General features: G+C 71.0%; 16 protein-coding genes. 6 read left to right on the top strand and 10 right to left on the bottom strand.

What is annotated here, in order from left to right; translation table 11 throughout:
- Nucleotides 1-108 precede the first annotated feature (108 nt).
- Nucleotides 109-1,158: an L-glyceraldehyde 3-phosphate reductase gene (gene mgrA / locus IE134_RS00570; RefSeq protein WP_189429350.1), complete on the bottom strand. Its 1,050-nt coding sequence runs from the start codon at nt 1,156-1,158 to the stop codon at nt 109-111.
- 263 nt (nt 1,159-1,421) lie between these two features.
- Here mgrA and IE134_RS00565 point away from each other — a divergent pair, with 263 nt between their 5' ends.
- The 4 genes from IE134_RS00565 (at nt 1,422) to IE134_RS00550 (ending at nt 6,483) form a co-directional block, all read left to right on the top strand.
- A complete protein-coding gene (locus IE134_RS00565; RefSeq protein ID WP_189429905.1) occupies nt 1,422-2,183 on the top strand; it encodes an isoprenyl transferase in 762 nt (253 codons plus the stop codon).
- A gap of 327 nt (nt 2,184-2,510) precedes the next feature.
- Nucleotides 2,511-3,833 (top strand): RNA 5'-3' helicase PhoH2, encoded by a 1,323-nt coding sequence (phoH2, locus tag IE134_RS00560; protein WP_030711176.1) that lies wholly within the window; start codon nt 2,511-2,513, stop codon nt 3,831-3,833.
- 389 nt (nt 3,834-4,222) lie between these two features.
- A complete protein-coding gene (locus IE134_RS00555; protein ID WP_030711177.1) occupies nt 4,223-4,942 on the top strand; it encodes an aggregation-promoting factor C-terminal-like domain-containing protein in 720 nt (239 codons plus the stop codon).
- A gap of 146 nt (nt 4,943-5,088) precedes the next feature.
- A complete protein-coding gene (locus tag IE134_RS00550; RefSeq protein ID WP_030711178.1) occupies nt 5,089-6,483 on the top strand; it encodes an AI-2E family transporter in 1,395 nt (464 codons plus the stop codon).
- A 96-nt stretch (nt 6,484-6,579) separates the two neighbouring features.
- On the opposite strand, the gene IE134_RS00545 is transcribed toward IE134_RS00550, so the two are convergent.
- Nucleotides 6,580-7,113, bottom strand: a complete 534-nt coding sequence (locus IE134_RS00545) for an alkyl hydroperoxide reductase (RefSeq protein ID WP_030711180.1) — start codon at nt 7,111-7,113, stop codon at nt 6,580-6,582.
- A gap of 12 nt (nt 7,114-7,125) precedes the next feature.
- Nucleotides 7,126-7,680 carry a peroxiredoxin gene (locus tag IE134_RS00540; RefSeq protein ID WP_003966619.1) on the bottom strand — a complete coding sequence of 185 codons (555 nt, stop codon included), beginning with the start codon at nt 7,678-7,680 and terminating at the stop codon, nt 7,126-7,128.
- Between the two features lie 133 nt (nt 7,681-7,813).
- On the opposite strand from IE134_RS00540, the gene IE134_RS00535 reads away from it, so the two are divergent.
- Nucleotides 7,814-8,806, top strand: coding sequence for a hydrogen peroxide-inducible genes activator (locus tag IE134_RS00535; protein WP_078614367.1), 993 nt, complete (start codon nt 7,814-7,816; stop codon nt 8,804-8,806).
- 61 nt (nt 8,807-8,867) lie between these two features.
- Here the strand turns inward: IE134_RS00535 and IE134_RS00530 are convergent, their stop codons facing one another.
- From IE134_RS00530 to IE134_RS00510, 5 genes are all read right to left on the bottom strand, one after another.
- Entirely contained in the window at nt 8,868-11,267 is a 2,400-nt protein-coding gene (locus IE134_RS00530) for an FtsX-like permease family protein (RefSeq protein WP_189429348.1), read from the bottom strand.
- Nucleotides 11,264-11,950 carry an ABC transporter ATP-binding protein gene (locus IE134_RS00525; protein WP_030711186.1) on the bottom strand — a complete coding sequence of 229 codons (687 nt, stop codon included), beginning with the start codon at nt 11,948-11,950 and terminating at the stop codon, nt 11,264-11,266. The genes IE134_RS00530 and IE134_RS00525 overlap by 4 nt, the downstream gene beginning before the upstream one ends.
- Nucleotides 11,947-12,471, bottom strand: coding sequence for a PadR family transcriptional regulator (locus tag IE134_RS00520; RefSeq protein ID WP_030711188.1), 525 nt, complete (start codon nt 12,469-12,471; stop codon nt 11,947-11,949). The genes IE134_RS00525 and IE134_RS00520 overlap by 4 nt, the downstream gene beginning before the upstream one ends.
- Nucleotides 12,472-12,583: 112 nt before the next feature.
- Nucleotides 12,584-12,883, bottom strand: coding sequence for a type II toxin-antitoxin system antitoxin (locus IE134_RS00515; protein WP_098018174.1), 300 nt, complete (start codon nt 12,881-12,883; stop codon nt 12,584-12,586).
- Complete coding sequence (locus IE134_RS00510) at nt 12,880-13,851, bottom strand: SPFH domain-containing protein (protein WP_030711192.1); 972 nt, start codon at nt 13,849-13,851, stop codon at nt 12,880-12,882. The genes IE134_RS00515 and IE134_RS00510 overlap by 4 nt, the downstream gene beginning before the upstream one ends.
- A gap of 240 nt (nt 13,852-14,091) precedes the next feature.
- Here IE134_RS00510 and IE134_RS00505 point away from each other — a divergent pair, with 240 nt between their 5' ends.
- Nucleotides 14,092-16,320: a transglycosylase domain-containing protein gene (locus IE134_RS00505; protein ID WP_030711194.1), complete on the top strand. Its 2,229-nt coding sequence runs from the start codon at nt 14,092-14,094 to the stop codon at nt 16,318-16,320.
- Between the two features lie 92 nt (nt 16,321-16,412).
- Here the strand turns inward: IE134_RS00505 and IE134_RS00500 are convergent, their stop codons facing one another.
- Together IE134_RS00500 and fomD are read right to left on the bottom strand one after the other, a co-directional pair.
- Entirely contained in the window at nt 16,413-18,320 is a 1,908-nt protein-coding gene (locus IE134_RS00500; RefSeq protein WP_030711196.1) for an ATP-binding SpoIIE family protein phosphatase, read from the bottom strand.
- Nucleotides 18,321-18,704: 384 nt separating this feature from the next.
- The gene (fomD, locus tag IE134_RS00495) at nt 18,705-19,391 is read right to left on the bottom strand and encodes a cytidylyl-2-hydroxypropylphosphonate hydrolase (protein ID WP_030711198.1); all 687 of its coding nucleotides are present in this window, start codon (nt 19,389-19,391) and stop codon (nt 18,705-18,707) included.
- Nucleotides 19,392-19,415 lie beyond the last annotated feature (24 nt).

Here is a 19,415-nt window from a genome sequence, read left to right as displayed (position 1 = left end):
CCGGCAACGGCGCCGCCGGGTGGTCGGGCACCGGCACTGCCGCGCGGCCCGGGTGCGGCCCCCGGCCGCCCCCTCCCTTCCCTCCGCGCAGGCCCCGTTGAGCCGACGTCAGCCGCGACCGGCCCAGATGTTGGTGCCCGCCGTGTCCACGGCGAAGGTGTCGATCTCCTTCAGCTCGTCGGCGGTGAGCGCCGGACCCGCGAGGGCCGCCACGTTCTCCTCCAGCTGCTTCACGCTCGACGCGCCGATCAGCGCCGAGGTCATCCGGCTGTCGCGGAGCACCCAGGCGATGGCGAGCTGGGCGAGCGACTGGCCGCGGCCCTGCGCGATGCCGTTCAGGCCGCGCAGCCGGCGCAGGACCTCGTCCGAGAGCAGGCCCGGGTCCAGCGACTTGCCCTGGGTGGCGCGCGAGCCCTCCGGGATGCCCTGCAGATACTTGTTCGTGAGCAGGCCCTGGGCGAGCGGCACGAAGGAGATGCAGCCCATTCCGGCCGCCTCCAGGGTGTCCAGCAGCCCGTCGTCCTCGATCCAGCGGTTGATCATGGAGTAGGACGGCTGGTGGATCAGGGCCGGGACGCCCATCTCCTTGAGCAGCCCGGCCGCCTCGGCGGTCTGCTCCGCGTTGTACGAGGAGACGCCCACGTACAGCGCCTTGCCCTGCTGGACGGCGGACGCCAGGGCGCCCATCGTCTCCTCCAGCGGGGTGTCCGGGTCGAAGCGGTGCGAGTAGAAGATGTCGACGTGGTCCACGCCCATCCGCTTCAGGGACGCGTCGAGCGAGGACAGCAGGTACTTCCGGGAGCCCCACTCACCGTACGGGCCGGGGTGCATCAGGTAGCCGGCCTTGGTGGAAATGACCAGTTCGTCACGGTACGGAGCGAAATCCTGGGCGAAGAGCTTGCCGAAGTTCAGCTCGGCCGAGCCGGGCGGCGGGCCGTAGTTGTTGGCCAGGTCGAAGTGGGTCACCCCGAGGTCGAAGGCGCGGCGCAGGATCGCCCGCTGGGAGTCCAGCGCCCGGTCGTCGCCGAAGTTGTGCCACAGGCCGAGCGACAGGGCGGGCAGCTTGAGGCCGCTGCGCCCGGTCCGGCGGTACTCCATGGAGTCGTAGCGCGAAGGAGCGGCACGGTAGTACAGGTCGGGGGAGAGGTAATCAGTCACGTTTCTCTGCTTATCACGGAGTTGTGACAGACCGGGTTGGGCCCTGGTGACCCGCTCGCAGTAATGTGGCCGCTTCGGGGAATGCCGATGTGCGGCGCGGCGAAGGCCCGCGCGGCCCGTGCCGGTGGTAGAGGCGCGGACCGCCCAGGGAGCGTGCGAGCGGCGCAGGTCGTGCGGCGAGCCCCTGCGGGGGACGTCCCCTGTTACCCCCGGCGACGGGGAGGGCGGGCCCCGGCCCGTACGGAACCGAGAGGGTGAACGCAGTGAACTTCCGCGACCTGGTGTACAGGCTCTACGCGCGCCGGGTGGAAGGCCGCCTGGACCACGACCAGGTGCCGAAGCACATCGGGGTCATCCTCGACGGCAACCGGCGGTGGGCCAAGGCGTCCGGCGGCTCCGCCGTGCAGGGCCACCAGGCCGGTGCGGACAAGATCTCCGAACTGCTCGGCTGGTGCGACGAGACCGATGTGGAGGTCGTCACCCTCTGGATGCTCTCCACGGACAACTTCGACCGGCCCGAGCACGAGCTGAAGCCGCTGCTCGGCATCATCGAGAACACCGTGCGCAACCTCGCCGCGGACGGGCGCTGGCGCGTCCACCACGTCGGCACGCTCGACCTGCTCCCGCCGGAGACCCAGAAGGTCCTGAAAGAGGCCCAGGAGTCGACGTCCCACATCGATGGGATAATCGTCAACGTCGCCGTCGGCTACGGCGGCCGTCAGGAGATCGCGGACGCGGTGCGCTCGCTGCTCCTGGAGCACGCGGAGAAGGGCACCAGCTTCGAGGAACTGGCCGAGATCGTCTCCACCGACCTGATCTCCGAGCACCTCTACACCCGCGGCCAGCCCGATCCCGACCTGGTGATCCGGACGAGCGGCGAGCAGCGGCTCTCCGGCTTCATGCTCTGGCAGAGCGCCCATTCGGAGTACTACTTCTGCGAAGTCTTCTGGCCGGCCTTCCGCAAGGTCGACTTCCTGCGGGCACTGCGCGACTACGCGGCCCGGCACCGGCGTTACGGGGCCTGAACCACCAGGGCGTCACCAGGCGGCCACCGGGACTTCTCCACACCGTGTCATATGCAGCGGCATGGCTTCGGTTCGAAAAGGGAATACCCCTGACAGGTCGACATCCGGTCATCAACCAGGCGGATGTCGTCACCAAGTGAGCGGCACCCAGTCCGCTCGCCCGGGAGGCCCTTTGCACACGAAGGACCGTACGCAGCGTGCGGCCGACGCGGTGGCCGTGGTCAGGCCCGCGCACGAGGGCCCGATCCCGGTCCGTCCTCTCCCTTCGGGAAGCTCCGCGACCGTCCGTCGCACTCCCCGACCTCGTCCGAGGGGGTACGTCCTTCCGTGGTGAACAGCATCAAGCGCCGCACGCCCGACCGGCGCACATACGTTCTCGACACCAGCGTCCTGCTGGCCGACCCCGGCGCCATGGCCCGCTTCGACGAGCACGAAGTCGTGCTGCCGATCGTGGTGGTCACGGAGCTGGAGGCCAAACGGCACCATCCCGAGCTCGGCTACTTCGCCCGCCAGGCCCTGCGCCTGCTGGACGACTTCCGGGTCCGGTACGGCCGGCTGGACGCCCCGATCCCGCTCGGGGACCTGGGCGGGTCGCTCCGTGTCGAACTCAACCACTCCGATCCCGGCGTCCTGCCCGCCGGCTACCGGTTGGGGGACAACGACTCACGGATCCTCGCGGTCGCACGCAACCTCCAGGCCGAGGGGTACGACGTCACGGTCGTCTCCAAGGACCTGCCCCTCCGTATCAAGGCGTCCTCCGTCGGCCTCCTCGCCGAGGAGTACCGCGCCGAGCTCGCCATCACGGACTCCGGCTGGACCGGTATGAGCGAACTGTCCCTCGCCGGGGAACAGATCGACCTGCTGTTCAGCGAGGAGACGCTGTACGTCCCCGAGGCCGCCGAGCTGCCCGTCCACACCGGCCTGGTCCTCCAGTCCGAGCGCGGCAAGGCCCTCGGCCGCGTGACGGCCGAGGGCAATGTCCGCCTCGTGCGGGGCGACCGGGAGGCCTTCGGCATCCACGGGCGCAGCGCCGAGCAGCGGATCGCCCTCGACCTCCTCCTCGACAGCGACGTCGGCATCGTGTCGCTCGGGGGACGCGCGGGCACCGGCAAGTCCGCGCTGGCCCTCTGCGCGGGCCTGGAGGCCGTGCTGGAGCGGCAGCAGCACAAGAAGGTGATGGTCTTCCGCCCGCTGTACGCGGTGGGCGGGCAGGAGCTCGGCTATCTCCCCGGCAGCGAGGCCGAGAAGATGAGCCCCTGGGCGCAGGCGGTCTTCGACACGCTCTCGGCGGTCGCCGGGCGCGAGGTCATCGAGGAGGTGCTCGGGCGCGGGATGCTGGAGGTCCTGCCGCTCACCCACATCCGCGGCCGCTCGCTGCACGACGCGTTCGTGATCGTCGACGAGGCGCAGTCGCTCGAACGGAACGTCCTGCTGACCGTGTTGTCCCGAATCGGGGCGAATTCACGTGTCGTGCTCACCCACGACGTGGCGCAGCGGGACAACCTCCGGGTCGGCCGGTACGACGGAGTCGTCGCCGTCGTCGAGAAGCTGAAGGGTCATCCGCTGTTCGCGCACGTCACGCTCACGCGGTCGGAGCGTTCGCAGATCGCCGCACTGGTGACCGAAATGCTGGAGGAGGGCCACATCTGACCCGCATGTCCCATTGGTGCCGCCCGGCGAGCCAAGGAGCTTAGCCGGGCGGCATTGTGCTGCGCCGTCATTTCCGCAAAACCGATCGGCCAAACGGGGTGTGACGTTTCCCACGCAACACAGAATTGCCTCCACGCGTCCCCGTCCGGCAGAGTCTTGCTTCCGTCAGGCCCCGCATACGGCACTTGGGCACCTCCAGAGGCGCCACGCACCACACAACTCAACACAAGACGCCCGTATGCCGCCCGCGAGCACCACGCGGCAGCCTCCTCACCGGGGTTGCCCATCGGGCCCGTGCCTCCCGTGACCCACGCAGTAGGGAGGCCAGTGCCAGGGGCACGAACGCGCCCGCGAGGTCACCTAAGCGGGCGATGCTGGAAGGACACCATGTGAGCCGGATCTCGGTCCGGGGGTTCGCCGTGGCATCCGCCACCGCGGTCACCACCGTAGGCGCCGTCGTAGGCGTTGCTGCGGGCGGCACACCTGCCGCCGACGACAACAACTTCGAGGCGGCCGCAGCCGACACCACGCTGCTCGCAGACATCCCCGCGGGCCAGCAGGCCCAGGTCCAGACCGCTTCGCTGACGCAGCAGGCCGACGCCCAGGCGTCCGCGGCCGACGCCGCAGCGAAGAAGTCGGCCGAGGAATCCGCCCGCCTCCAGGCAGCCAAGGACGCCAAGTCCAAGAAGCAGGCGGCCGAGGACCGGATCGAGGCCGAGCGCAAGGCCGAGGCGGAGAAGAAGGAAAAGGAAGAGTCCGAGCGCGCCAGCCGTTCTTCCGTCCGCGACGCCTCCTCGTTCGCGGCCCAGGGCTCGTACTCCGTGGCCGAGGTCCAGGCGATGGCCCGTCAGATGGTCCCCGCCGACCAGTTCCAGTGCTTCAGCAACATCGTGAACCACGAGTCGACCTGGAACTACCGCGCGACCAACCCGTCCTCCGGGGCGTACGGTCTGATGCAGGCGCTTCCGGGCTCCAAGATGTCGTCCGCCGGCGCCGACTGGCAGACCAACCCGGCCACCCAGATCAAGTGGGGCCTCAGCTACATGGACGGCCGTTACGGCTCCCCGTGCGGCGCCTGGTCCTTCTGGCAGGCCAACAACTGGTATTAGGGGAAGCGGGCGGAAGTTAACCGGCCGCCCTCTCAACCCCGCGAGGCCCCTCACCGTCCAGACGGTGAGGGGCCTCGCGCGTTGTACGGTCACTTCCTGGTGAACCCGGAGCGCTGGGAAGCCCAGATGGGGGAAGGAAAGAGAGCATGTCAAAACTGCCGGGCTGGCTGGGCCGCTTCGGGTCCGAACTGACGGAGCTGGGCGCACGCCTGGACGAGCGTCGGGCGAGGGCCGCCGCCGACGATGAACCGTTCACGGCGAAGGGGGCCGTCCCCGACGCCGACGACGAACCGGGGCAGGTGCCCGCGCCCCCCAGCTACGCCCCCTCGGTCGCCGCCAAGCCGGATCCGGTGGCGGCGATCCCGTGGGGGATGCGGGTCGCCGCGGAGGCCGGCTGGCGCCTCCTCGTCCTCGCCGGGACCCTCTGGGTGCTGATGCGGGTGATCACCGCTGTGGAGCTGGTGGTGCTCGCCTTCTCGGCCGCGCTGCTCATCACCGCGATGCTCCAGCCCACGGTGGTCCGGCTCAAGCGGTTCGGGCTGCCGCACGGGCTCGCCACCGCCGTGACCGCCGTCCTCGGGTTCGTCATCATCGGCCTGGTCGGCTGGTTCGTGGTGTGGCAGGTGATGGAGAACCTCGACACGCTCTCCGACCGGGTCCGGGACGGGATCGACGAGCTGAAGCGCTGGGCGCTCGACAGCCCGTTCCACGTCACCGAGTCGCAGATCAACGACATCGCCAAGAACCTCAGCGACACCATCAGCACCAACACCGAGGAGATCACCTCCGCCGGGCTCCAGGGCGTCACGGTGATGGTGGAGTTCCTCACCGGGCTGCTGCTGGCGATGTTCTCCACACTGTTCCTGCTCTACGACGGCAGGCGCATCTGGGAGTGGTCGCTCAAGCTGGTGCCCGCCGCCGCCCGTCCGGGCGTCGCCGGGGCCGGACCGCGCGCCTGGCGCACCCTGACCGCCTATGTGCGCGGCACGGTGCTCGTCGCCCTGATCGACGCCATCTTCATCGGCCTCGGCCTCTACGTGCTGAACGTGCCGCTCGCGGTGCCGCTGGCCGTCTTCATCTTCCTGTTCGCCTTCATCCCGCTCGTCGGCGCCGTGGTCTCCGGAGCGCTCGCCGTGGTCGTCGCCCTGGTCACCGAAGGCGTGTGGACGGCGCTGTGGGCACTGGTGGTGGTCCTGGCGGTGCAGCAGATCGAGGGCCACATCCTGCAGCCGTTCATCCTCGGCCGCGCCGTCCGCGTCCACCCGCTCGCGGTGGTCCTCGCGGTGGCGACGGGCGGCCTGGTCGCGGGCATCGGCGGCGCGGTGGTGGCCGTACCGCTGGTCGCGGTGACCAACACGGTCGTGGGCTACCTGCGTTCGTACGCGACGCCGGGGCCCCCGGGCGAGAGCGGCGGGCGGACCGGCTCCACGGCTCTCTCGATGAACCCGGTGCCCGCCGGGGCCCCGCCCGCGCCACCCGGTCCGGGCCCGCAGGACGCCCCCGCCGAACGCCCGAAGGAGAACCCGCCGCCGCAGGAGTAGCGGGGCGGACGGAAACGCGAAGAAGAGCCCCGGGGACGGTCGGTCGTCCCCGGGGCTCTTCCCGTACCCAGGTGGGTCAGGGGTGGTGCGGTGTCACTACTCGGCGAGTACGGCCTCGGCGTCGAGGGTCACACCGACCGCCTGGATCACCGAAGCGATCTTGACGGCTTCCTGGATGGTCTCGCGGTCCACGCCGGCCTTGCGGAGCACCTGCTCGTGCGAGTCCAGGCACTGGCCGCAGCCGTTGATCGCGGAGACGGCGAGCGACCACAGCTCGAAGTCGATCTTCTCCACGCCCGGGTTGCCGATGACGTTCATCCGCAGGCCCGCACGGAGCGTGCCGTACTCCGGGTCGGACAGCAGGTGCCGGGTCCGGTAGAAGACGTTGTTCATCGCCATGACCGCGGCAGCCGACTTCGCCGCGGTGTACGCCTCGGCGGAGAGGTTGGCCTTCGCCTCGGGCTCCAGCTCGCGCAGCACCTTCGGCGAGCGCGAGGCGATCGCACAGGCCAGCACGGTGCCCCACAGCTGCTGCTTGGGGAGGTCGCTGTTGCCGATGACCGAACCGAGGTTCAGCTTCAGGTCCTTGGCGAAGTCCGGTACGGCGGACTTCAGTTCGTCGAGAGCCATGTCGGTATCAGCTCACTCGCCCGAGAGGAGCGCGACCGGGTCGAGGGTGTTCTCGCCCTTGGTCCAGTTGCACGGGCACAGCTCGTCGGTCTGCAGGGCGTCGAGGACCCGCAGGACCTCCTTGGGGTTACGGCCCACGGAACCGGCGGTCACCATCGTGAACTGGATCTCGTTGTTCTGGTCGACGATGAAGACGGCGCGCTGGGCGAAGCCGTCCTCGCCCTCGATGCCGAGGTCACGCATGAGCTCGTGCTTCGAGTCGGCCAGCATCGGGAAGGGCAGGTCGGTCAGGTCCGGGTGGTCCTTGCGCCAGGCGTGGTGCACGAACTCGGAGTCACCGGAGAAGCCGAGGATCTGCGCGTCGCGGTCGGCGAACTCCTCGTTCAGCTTGCCGAAGGCGGCGATCTCCGTCGGGCACACGAAGGTGAAGTCCTTCGGCCACGCGAAGACGATCTTCCACTTGCCCTCGTAGGTCTTGTGGTTGATCTGCTCGAACTCCTTGCCGCTCTCCAGCGAGACACAAGCAGTCAGGTCGAACTCGGGGAACTTGTCACCGACAGTGAGCACGCGCTCTCCTTGCAACGTCTGGAATTCCCTTTTTGGGGGTCTTCCTGAGGGTTGGACGGCTCCCACCCTGGCACAGAGTGCATTGATCACGGAAATAGCTACACTCGGTCCGGATGATCGGAGGTACCTATCAGTGACCCAGGTGAATCAGGGCGTACGCCCCAAGCAGTCCGGTAAGTCGCCCGTCAAGCAGCCCAGCCTGTCCCAGCTGCGGGCCTTCACGGCCGTGGCGGAACATCTGCACTTCCGGGACGCGGCGGCAGCAATCGGGATGAGTCAGCCGGCACTCTCCGGAGCGGTGTCCACCCTGGAGGAGGCACTGGGTGTCCAGCTCATCGAGCGTACGACGCGCAAGGTGCTGCTCTCACCCGCGGGGGAGCGGCTCGCGGTGCGGGCCGGGGCGGTCCTGGAGGCCGTCGCCGCGCTGATGGAGGAGGCGGAGGCGGTCCGGGCCCCGTTCACCGGAGTCCTCCGGCTCGGCGTGATCCCGACCGTCGCCCCGTATCTCCTGCCCACCGTGCTCCGCCTCGTCCACGAGCGCTACCCGGACCTCGACCTCCAGGTCCACGAGGAGCAGACCTCCTCGCTGCTCGAAGGGCTCGCGGCCGGGCGGCTCGACCTGCTGCTGCTCGCCGTGCCGCTCGGGGTGCCGGGCGTCACCGAGATCCCGCTCTTCGACGAGGACTTCGTGCTGGTCATGGAGCAGGACCACTGGCTCGGCGGCCGCGCGGACATCCCCCGGGACGCACTGCGCGAACTGCCGCTGCTGCTCCTGGACGAGGGGCACTGCCTGCGCGACCAGGCCCTGGACATCTGCCGCGAGGCCGGCCGCACCCAGGGCGCGCCGGTCACCACCACCGCCGCCGGGCTCTCCACCCTCGTGCAACTGGTCGCCGGCGGGCTCGGCGTGACGCTGCTGCCGCGCACCGCGGTGACGGTGGAGACCGGCCGTAACGACGCGCTCGCCACCGGGTACTTCGCCCACCCGGCGCCCACCCGGCGGGTGGCGCTGGCGATGCGGACCGGGTCGGCGCGCGGCGGCGAGTTCGAGGAGTTCGCGGCCGCCCTGCGCGAGGCGATGAAGCCCCTGCCGGTGCGGCCGGTGGACCGCCCCGACCAGGAGTGAGGCGCGTACGGCCGGCGCTCCCGCTCCCGGGAGCCCCGGCCGTACGCCGATCAGGCGGAGGTCACTCGGTGCGCAGCCCCTCCGGGCGCATCAGGCGCCACAGCGGAGGCAGCGACAGCAGCGTCACCAGCGCGATCAGCGCACCCCCGGCGCCCACCATCGGCCAGAACAGCCACCAGTCGGCGACCTGCTTCTCGATCAGCCAGGCGAGCGCCGCGCCGAGCCCCAGGCCGCCCGCGACCGCCACCGCCAGGCCGAGCACCACCGGCACGGCGGTCTGCCACAGCACCGACCAGCCGAGCGTGGAGCGCCGGGTGCCGAAGGCGACCAGCACCGACAGCAGCCGCCTGCGCTCACGCAACTGCTCCAGCTGGGAGACCAGCATCGACGCGGCGATCAGCAGCAGCACCGCGGTGGCCCCTACCTGGAGACCGGTCTGGATGCTGGCGTACTGGCGGTCGCGCTCCACCGAGTCGAGCGTGACGAAGCGCATCCCGGGGTCGACCTTCGCCGCCGTGTTGCGCACGTACTCGGCGACGTCCGGCACGCTCCGGTCGACCCGGATCTGGACGCTGATCGTCGCGCCGGGCAGCTTGCCCGCGTCGACCGCGCCGGTGGTGGCCATGATCCCGTAGTGGGTCTCGCCCATCGGGTCCTTGCGGCCCTGCACGGTCGGGGAGTCCGCGGGCAGCGTCCACCGCATCGGCTTGCCCCCGGAGCCGATCTCGACCACCTTGCCCTTGCGGGCGGTCTCGTCGACCCAGGCGGTCATGTCCTTGTCGCCCGGCGGGTGGACGACGAACGTGTCGCCGTCCTCGCAGGCGTCGATCCGGGCCAGCTCGCGCAGGGTGGCGCAGGTGCCGACGGTCAGCGAGGTGGTGGGCTGCACGTCCTCGTCGGCGTAGTCGCCGGGCTTGGACGCGTACGCCTCCACCGATCCGATGACCACGTCCACACCCTTGGTGGCGCGGAACCGCTCGATGGCGGACGTGGCCGCCTCGCCGGTGACGTCCTCGGAGTACCCGGCGAACTGGGCCCGCGTGGGGTCCTGACCGGTCATCCGGTTGAAGTCGGCGTTCATCGCGGCGAACATCATCTGCAGCGCGATCGCGCCCGCCACCGCCACCGTGACCCCGCTGACCGCGCGGGACGCGGCCCCGCTGCTCAACTGGAGCCTGCGGGTGGCGAGCTGCCAGGGCACCGGGCCGCCGCGCAGCCGGTTCACGCACGCCTCGACCAGCCAGGGCAGCAGCAGAGCGAGCCCGACCAGCACCAGCACGGTGCCGGCCGCGATCCCGAACGGCTTCTCGGGCGCGTACTCGTACGCACTGATCCTGCCCGTGAATCCGAACACCGCCAGACCCGCGAGCGGCATCAGCAGCCGCCACCAGAGCCGGCGTCCCCGCTCGCGCCCCCGGCGTACGACGCCGAGCGGCTCGATCACCACGGACCGCATCGCCACCAGCGTGACGAGGACGGCGGTCAGCGGCACCGCCACCACGATGAGGAGGGCGAGCCGGGGGTCGGGCACCAGGTCTGCGGGGAACGCGCTGACGTCCCAGATCTCCACCGAGCCGACGAACAGCCGGCCCACCAGGAAGAACACCAGACCGATCAGTAGCCCGAGCAGCGCGCCGAACATCGCCTCCCCGGCGGCGATCCGCCGGGTCGTCCGGATGTCCGCACCGACCAGGCGCAGCGCGGCCAGCCGGCGGTCGCGGCGGTCGCCGCCGAAGCGCACGGCGGTGGCGATGAAGATCGCCACCGGCACCAGCAGCACGACGCAGACCAGGACGGTGAGCACGATCAGCAGCGGCGGCAGGGGGTCGCCCTCGCGGGAGTCCCCGTACCCGTCGATGCGGTGACCGCCCTTCGCGGGCGTCAGGGTGTCGCTGCCCGCGTAGTAGAGGAGTTCGCCCGGGGAGCGCAGCCCGGCGTCCCCGATCGTGCCGGTGATCCCGTACGGCAGCCGCTCGCGCAGCAGTTCGTTGCCCGGCTCGGCGAGCAGCTGCCGCAGGGCGGGGGAGACGACCATCTCGTCCGCACCGGGGAAGCCGGTGACCCCCGGCGGCAGGACGGGCGTCGAGCCGTCCGGGCGCATCAGATATCCCGCGACGGTCCGGTCGTGGTACTCGGTGGTCGTGTTGATCCGCAGCACCGAGCTGTCCGACTTCGGGGCGTTCGTGTCGGGTGAATCGGAGATCTGCGTCTCGCTGCGGGCCTGTTCGCGCGCGTTCCGCTCGTCGAGCAGATGCGGTACGGAGGAGGCGAGCAGCAGCAGCGCCACACCGAGGCCGACGCCGACGGCGGTCAGCAGCGTACGGATCCAGCCCTCGCGGCCACCGGCGGCGGCGAACCGGACGCCGAGGCCGAGGTCGCGGAGGACCGCCGCGCCGCGCGCGGGCGGCTTCGGGCTCTCCGGTGCGGCGGGCGGTGCCGTACGGGAGTCGAGCAGCGTCATACCGCGTGCTCCAGATCCCGGGCCCGGCCGTCGCGCACGGTGACGTCACGGTCGGAGTAGGCGGCGACCCGGGCCTCGTGGGTCACCAGGACCACGGCCACGTTGGCGGACCGGGCGGCCTCGGTGAGCAGCTCCATCACCCGCTCGCCGTTGAGTGAGTCCAGGGCGCCGGTCGGCTCGTCCGCGAAGATCACCTTCGGCGACGCGGCCAGCGCGCGGGCCACGGCGACCCGCTGGCCCTGCCCGCCGGAGACCTCGCCGGGGCGCTGGGGCCCGAGGTCGTCGACCTCCAGGCGCTCCATCCACTCCAGCGCGGTGCGCTCGGCGGCCTTGCGCTTCACACCGTTGAGCCGCAGCGGCAGGGCGACGTTCTCCACACAGGTCAGCTCGGGGACGAGCTGGCCGAACTGGAAGACGAAGCCGAAGTCGCTGCGGCGCAGGGCGCTGCGCTCGGCGTCGGACATCGCGGACAGCTCGCGGCCCGCGTAGGTGATGGTGCCGGAGTCGGGCGTGATGATCCCGGCCAGGCAGTGCAGCAGGGTCGACTTGCCGGAGCCGGAGGGGCCCATCACGGCGACGACCTCGCCGGGGTGCACGGAGAACGACGCGCCGTCCAGGGCGGGCGTCGAACCGTAGGTCTTGCGTAGATCGTGCGCGGCGAGCAGGGAGCCTTCGGGAATCACGGAGCCACCACCTTGGCGAGCTGGTCGAGACGGGCGGCGGTCAGTTCCAGCCAGCGCAGATCGGCTTCGAGGTGGAACAGGGCGTGGTCGCAGATCAACTGGTCGGCGAGGTCGCCCTGGCGCTTGCGGTCGGTGAGGATGCGCATCATCCGCAGATGCGCCGAGCGCTGGGTGTCCAGCAGGCCGGCGGCGCTGCGGTCGGTCAGCAGCGCGAGGACGACCTTGGTGTAGAGCGTCGACTGGAGGTAGGGCTCCGGCTTCTCGGGCTGCGCGAGCCACTGCGAGACATCGGTGATCCCGGCGTCGGTGATGGCGTACCGCTTGCGCTCGGGGCCTCCTTCGCTCTCGACGCCGTCGACCTCGACGAGCCCGTTCTTCAGGAGCCGGGACATCGTCGAGTAGACCTGGCCGTAGTGCAGCGGGCGGTCCTGGCCGAACTTCTCGTCGAAGGTCCGCTTCAGGTCGTAGCCGTGTCGGGGGCCGGACTCCAGGAGCCCGAGGAGGGTGTGACCGATAGACATGAGGAGCACTGTACACGGGGTGTATACCCCCGATGTATACGCGTCCGAAAGGCGACCCCGGCCCATGGGGCGGGCCGGGGTCGCTGTGTCGGTACGTGGCGGGGGTGCGGTGCTACGGGGCGTCCTGGCCGCCTGTCCCGGGCGGGGTCTCCGGCTCCTCCGGCGGCTGACCGGGCGGCTGGTTGGGCGGCCGCCCCCGCCGGGGGATCGGCCGCGCCGCCCCGGGCAGCCGGCCCGCCTCCGCGAGCGCCCGCCGCAGCAGGAACTCGATCTGCGCGTTGGCGCTGCGCAGTTCGTCGGAGGCCCAGCGGGCGAGTGCGTCGTGCACCGCGGGGTCCAGCCGCAGCAGCATCTGCTTGCGCTGCTGCGACCGGGACGCCGACGTCCGCCGGGGAGGCGTCTGGTCGGTCACTGGTAGAGGGTGCCCGTGTTGAGGACCGGCTGGGCGCTGCGGTCACCGCACAGCACCACCATCAGATTGCTGACCATGGCGGCCTTCCGCTCGGAGTCCAGCTCCACGATGTCCTGCTCGGCGATCCGGTGCAGGGCCATCTCGACCATGCCCACCGCGCCCTCGACGATCTGCTTGCGGGCGGCGACGACCGCGCCGGCCTGCTGGCGCTGGAGCATGGCGGAGGCGATCTCGGGGGCGTACGCGAGGTGGCTGAAGCGCGACTCGATGATCAGCACGCCCGCGGCCTGCACCCGGGCGGTCAGCTCGGCGGCCAGCTTCTCGGTGATCTCCTCCGCGTTGCCGCGCAGCGAGAGGCCGTCCTCCTCGTGGGCGTCGTACGGGTACTCGATGGCGATGTGCCGGACGGCCGCCTCGGTCTGGGTGGAGACGAACTCCAGGAAGTCGTCGACCTCGAAGAGTGCCTGGGCGGTGTCCTCGACCTTCCAGACGACGATCGCGGCCAGCTCGATCGGGTTGCCGTAGGCGTCGTTGACCTTGAGGACGGCGGTCTCGTGGTTGCGGACGCGGGTGGAGATCTTGCGGCTGGAGGTCAGCGGGTTGATCCAGCGGAGCCCGTCGGCGCGGATGGTGCCGACGTACCGGCCGAAGAGCTGGATCACCCGGGCCTCGCCCGGAGCGACCATCTTCACACCGCTCATGCAGAAGAACGAGGTGAGTACCAGGAGCACCCCGAAGATGAGGAGCGGGATGCCGACCGCCTTGTTGTCGTTGGCGCCCAGTACCCCGCCGAAGATGCCCAGCCCGATCCCGCCGAAGACGCCGAGCACGGTCAGCAGCAGCCCGAGGCCGCCCGGGATGGAGTGCGCGACGACCTCCCTGACCTGCGGTTCGGGCATGTCGGGAGCGTCGATGGAGAGGTCCGGCGCCGGGGCGTCCGGGTGGTGGTTCTCGTGCTGTCCGGTCATGGGATCCCCCGTTCGGCGCGGTATCGCACCGCGCTAGCAATGTGATTACACATTATCGGTTCTCGCAACCTTGTCCACCCCTGAGGAGTCGGTTCCTGTAGAGGCGGGTGCTGATTCTCACGTCCGTAAAAGGCCGGATCGCTTGTCTTTTGTCCCTGCTGTCGGTGTTAGCTGGCAGGTCTGAGCGAACTGAGGAAACCGAGCGAACCGGCCGAGCAGAGAAGCGGGAGCAACACACCAATGGGTCGAGCGGATGCGCGACGAGCCCAGGCGCAGGAGTCGCGCCGGGCCGCGAAGAGCGGCGGCATACGCAGACTCTTCACGTGGAAGAAGCTGCTGGGCACGTTCTTCGGGATCGTCCTGCTGGGCATGGGGGCCTTCGGTGCCCTCTACCTGTACGTCGACGTCCCCGCCGCCAACGCCATGGCGGAGCGGCAGAGCAACGTCTACAAGTACAGCGACGGCACGGTCCTCGCCCGGACCGGCAAGGGCGTCAACCGCCAGATCGTCGACCTGGACGAGGTGCCGAAGAAGGTCCAGCACGCCTTCGTCGCCGCCGAGAACAAGACCTTCTACAAGGACCAGGGCGTCGACCTGAAGGGCACGACCCGCGCTCTCCTCAGCACGGTCAGCGGCAAGGGCAAGCAGGGTGGCTCGACCATCACCCAGCAGTACGTGAAGAACTACTACCTGACGCAGGACCCCACCGTGAGCCGCAAGCTCAAGGAGCTGGTGATCTCGCTCAAGATCGACCAGCAGAAGTCCAAGGACGAGATCCTCGCCGGGTACATCAACACCGCCTACTACGGACGCGGCGCCAGCGGTATCCAGGCCGCCGCCCAGGCCTACTACGGCGTCGACGCCAAGGACCTGAACGTCTCCCAGGGCGCGTACCTCGCCTCCCTCCTCCAGGCCCCCAGCCAGTACGACTGGAACTCCGCCACCCCCACCGGCAAGAAGCTGGTCAAGGAGCGCTGGGCCTACACCCTGCGCAACATGGTCGAGATGGACTGGCTGACCGAGTCCGAGAAGGCGAAGCTGAAGTTCGCCTACCCGCAGAAGCCGAAGCCGGCCGCGGGCATGGAGGGCCAGACCGGCTATCTCGTCGAGGCGGCCAACAAGGAGCTGGAGAAGCAGGGCGTCACCGAGGAGGACCGCGAGGCCGGCGGCTGGACCTTCACCCTCACCGTCGACAAGAAGCGCCAGCAGGCGCTGGAGAAGGCGGTCGACGACCAGCTGGAGTCCAAGCTCGACCGCGAGGGCAGCAAGGTCGACGCGACCGTCCAGGCCGGCGCCACCTCCGTCGACCCGAAGACCGGCAAGGTCGTCGCGCTGTACGGCGGCGAGGACTACATCAAGCACTACATCAGCAACGCCACCCGCCAGGACTACCAGCCCGCCTCCACCTTCAAGCCCCTGGTGCTCGCCTCCGCCCTGGAGAACGAGTCGACGACCCAGGACGGCAGCCTCATCGGGCTGAACACGGTCTACGACGGCACCAGCAAGCGGCCCGTCGTCGGCAGCGACACCCCGTTCAGCCCGCAGAACGAGGACGACCGCAGCTACGGTCCGATCTCCGTCCAGAAGGCGATGAACAGCTCGGTCAACTCCGTCTTCGCGCAGATGATCGTGGACGTGACGCCCTCCGCCGCGAAGCAGACGGCGCTCGACCTCGGCGTACCGGACAAGAACTTCCCCGAACGCCCCGCGGTCTCGCTCGGCACGATGAACGCCTCGACCTGGGACATGGCCGGCGCGTACGCCACGCTCGACAACCACGGCCGGAAGGTCACCCCGCACATCCTCCAGTCCGCCGAGCACCGCGACCGTACGGTCAACCCCGAGAAGCCCAAGCGGGAGCAGGCCATCAGCCGCGCCTCCGCCGACACCGTGACCAAGGCGCTCACCGGGGTGGTCGACGCCGGATCCGGCAGCGCGGCCAACACCTCCGCCTACGACGCGGCGGGCAAGACCGGCACCTCTGAGGACAACAAGTCCGCCTGGTTCGCCGGGTACACCCCGGAACTGACCACGGTCGTCGCCCTCTTCGGCGAGGGCGACGGCGGCCGCAAGCAGGTCTCCCTGACCGGTACGGCCAACTCCGGCCGTGCCAACGGCGGCGGCTTCCCGGCCCGGATCTGGGCCGACTACACCCTCGGCGCCCTCGGCGGCGGGTCCGGCAAGACGTTCGACCTCCAGGACGTGGAGCGCGGCGAGGTGCCCGCCCCGCCGACCCCGTCGGACACGCCCTCCGAGGAGCCCACCGAGTCCGAGGAGCCGACCCCGTCGGACACGCCCTCCGAGACGCCGAGCGAGACGCCCAGCGAGAGCCCGTCCTCGTCGGCCCCGCCGACGGACAGCCCGACCGTCACCCCGCCTCCCACCAGCCCGGAGCTGCCGCCCCAGCCCGGCGAGGACGACGGGCAGCCGGGCGAACGGCCCGGCGGCAACGGTCTGCTCGGGCAGTGAGGGCCTGACAGCACCGCGGACACGGCTCTACGGACATGAGGGAGGGGCGGACCGATCGGTCCGCCCCTCCCTCATGTCCTTCCCACCGCCCGCTACTGCGCCCGGGCCGCCATCTCGAACCAGACGACCTTGCCGGTCGACAGCCGGGTCGCACCCCACCGCCGGGCCAGCCGGTTGACCAGGAACAGCCCGCGGCCGCCCTCGTCCGTCTCGCGCGCCCGGCGCTGCCGGGGCAGCTGCGGGGAATCGTCCCCGACCTCGCAGCGCAGCACATCGGTCCGCAGCAGCCGCAGCGTCACCGGCCGCTCCGCATAGCGCACCGCGTTGGTGACGACCTCGCTGACCAGCAGCTCCACCTCGTCGGCCAGATCGTCCAGACCCCAGCGGCTCAGCGCCCGCCGGGCCAGCCTCCGGGCCCGGCCCGGAGCCGCGTCCTCCGGCTCCAGATACCAGTACGCCACATCGCTCGGCGCGATCCCGTCGAAGCGGGCGGCCAGCAGCGCGATGTCGTCGTCCCGGTCGCCCGGGCCGAGCATGTCCAGCACGTCGTCGCAGAGCGCTTCCAGCGGCGGCGAGTGGTCGGGGCCGGTGAGCTGCGCGGTCGCCGCCAGGCGCTCCCTCAGCTGCTCGATGCCCGTCCACACGTCCCGCAGCCGCGACTCCACCAGACCGTCGGTGTACAGCAGGAGCGTCGCCCCGGCGGGCGCGTCCAGCTCGACGGCCTCGAAGTCGACCCCGCCCACCCCGATCGGGGCGCCCGGCGGCACCCGCAGCACCTCGGCCCGCCCGCCCAGATGCAGCAGCACGGGCGGCGGGTGCCCGGCGTTGGCGATGGTGATCCGGTGCGCGACCGGGTCGTACACCGCGTACAGGCAGGTCGCCATCCGGTCGCTGCCGAGCCGCTGCGCCTGCTCGTCCAGGTGGTGCAGCACCTCCTGCGGCGGCAGATCGAGCTGCGCCAGGGTCTGCGCCGTCGTCCGGAGCTGGCCCATGATCGCCGCCGAGGTCATGGAATGGCCCATCACGTCGCCGACGACCAGCGCGACCCGGCTGCCGGGCAGCGGGATCGCGTCGTACCAGTCGCCGCCGACCCGGGCGGTCTCGGCCGCCGGGAGGTAGCGCGAGGCGAGCCGGACGCCGGTGGGCTGGGGGAGCGAGTCGGGCAGCATCGTGCGCTGCAGCTCGTCGGCGATGTAGGCCTCGCGCCCGTACAGTACGGCCTTGTCGATGCCGAGCGCGGTGTGCGTCGCCAGCTGCGCCGCGACCAGCAGGTCACTGGCCTCGAACGGGGTGCGCTCGGTGCCGCGCACGAAGACCGCCGCCCCGATGACCCGCCGCCGGCCGCGCAGCGGGGCCAGGATCGCCCGGTGCCCGGTGGGCACGGACCGGCCGGGGCCGAGCAGCTCCGGCAGCGCGGCCCGCGCCGCCGCGGAGTCGCCGAACACCGGCCGCACCCCGCGCAGCACCTCGGCCAGCGCCCCGCCCGCCCGCACTTCGCACAGCTCGGCGGCGGGCATCAGGTCGGCCTGCGGGTCCAGGATCAGCGGCCGCAGCCGCTCCGTCTCGGAACCGGTCGCCTCGGCGCCCTCCTCGTCGCTGACGCGCAGCCGGTCGCTGCGCCGCAGCCGCAGGACGAACGGGCTCACCGGCCGCTCGTCGCCCACCGGCAGCGGATCGCGGAGGTAGACCAGGATCGCGTCGGAGAACGTCGGCACACTGGCCCGGCACAGCCCGAGGACGATCTCGTCCAGGTCTATGCCCCGGGCGATCCGCCGGGTCGCCGCGCCGACGAACCGCAGCCGGTCGCCCTCGCGGCGGGTGGCCGCCTGCGCGTCGGCGACGGCGGCCGGTCCGGGACCCGGGTTCGGCGCGGCGGCCGGAGCCGGCACCGAGGCGGCGGCAGCCGCGGCCGCGGCGTCCTGCTGCCGGGGCCGGGTGCGCTCCTGAGGCCGGGCAGCCAGCGGCTGCCGGCCTTCGTGGGAGGTGGGGTGCTCCGTCACGCGTGGGATTCCGTCCGTCCGGGCCGGTTGGATGAGGCAGTCGCCTCGTGGGGCGTCACTGTGCCCCGGCAAGCGCGGGAAGAACAACGGCTGTCACCGGATGCCCCCGATGAAGGGGCCGAAACCGAGCGCCGCGGAGATGGCCGACAGGCGACCCCTCCGGCAGCGGACGCGGCGAGCGGGCAGCGGACGGCGTGCATGTCTCCACCCCCTCGTAGTGGTTCCCGCGACCGCGCGGAACGTCCGGGTCCGTGGCCCGTCGCTCCGTACGACCGGTGTGGTGACTTGTGGTCAGTTCCGGTGTGGTGCCCGCTGGTTGCGGCGATCGGCCCTCCGTACGACCGGACCTGCCGACCGGGCCGCCCGAAGGGTTCTTCCAGGGTCTCACGACGGCAGACGGGCAGGGGTGCGGTCCCAGTCATCCGGCAGCGGCGGCACCTGCCACCCCGGATCGGGCCGCCAGTGCTCCCAGCCGTCCCGGAACGGCGACCCCCAGCCGGTGATCACCTCGACCGCCGCCAGGCCCGCCTCCCGGACCCGCCGGGCCGTTCCCCGGTCCATCAGGCCGACCTGCTGAGCCTGCGCGAACTCGTCCTCGTCGAGCCACTTCCAGCTCCGGTCGGGGTTCACGGAGATGTCGAGAAAGTGATCCTCGGAATCCACTCCTCCGGACCACCGGGTGCGGGGCTCCTCCAGATTCACGTACCAGTTGCGGAACATCCAGCCGCGGTCCCAGAACAGCCACACCGACCACGGGTCGCCCGGCCGGGCCAGCTTCAGCACCCCGGAGCCGAACCACGTCGAGCGGGCCGTGGTGCGCGGCGCGGTGTAGCGGGTGGCCAGCGGTTCGGCGTGCACCTGGGTGCCGTTCGCCAGGACCGGCCGCACGCACTCGGTGCCCGGCGCCATCCAGACGGCGAGCAGCTCGTCGGTGTCCTGCACGACGGTCACCGGACGGCAGATGTGCACGGGCGGGGCACCGGCCGTCCGGTGGGCCCGGCCGTTGTCGCGGTAGCGCCAGAGGATCTGGTCCCCCGGCGCCCAGCGTGCGCACTCTCCCGTACCTGTCATGGAGAGATCTTACGGAGCGCTCCC

It is taken from the genome of Streptomyces rubiginosohelvolus, assembly GCF_014649875.1.
Classification (GTDB): Bacteria; Actinomycetota; Actinomycetes; order Streptomycetales; family Streptomycetaceae; genus Streptomyces; species Streptomyces rubiginosohelvolus.
The sequence above is the reverse complement of the archived record's forward strand: the minus strand, read 5'-3'. Positions and strand labels throughout refer to the sequence as shown.

Bases quoted from the DNA above. Each gene is read 5' to 3' on its own strand.
- IE134_RS00550 (WP_030711178.1), top strand. From the start codon at position 5,089: ATGTCAAAACTGCCGGGCTGGCTGGGCCGCTTCGGGTCCGAACTGACG.
- IE134_RS00545 (WP_030711180.1), bottom strand. From the start codon at position 7,113: ATGGCTCTCGACGAACTGAAGTCCGCCGTACCGGACTTCGCCAAGGAC.
- IE134_RS00530 (WP_189429348.1), bottom strand. From the start codon at position 11,267: ATGACGCTGCTCGACTCCCGTACGGCACCGCCCGCCGCACCGGAGAGC.
- IE134_RS00520 (WP_030711188.1), bottom strand. From the start codon at position 12,471: ATGTCTATCGGTCACACCCTCCTCGGGCTCCTGGAGTCCGGCCCCCGA.
- IE134_RS00510 (WP_030711192.1), bottom strand. From the start codon at position 13,851: ATGACCGGACAGCACGAGAACCACCACCCGGACGCCCCGGCGCCGGAC.
- IE134_RS00505 (WP_030711194.1), top strand. From the start codon at position 14,092: ATGGGTCGAGCGGATGCGCGACGAGCCCAGGCGCAGGAGTCGCGCCGG.
- fomD (WP_030711198.1), bottom strand. From the start codon at position 19,391: ATGACAGGTACGGGAGAGTGCGCACGCTGGGCGCCGGGGGACCAGATC.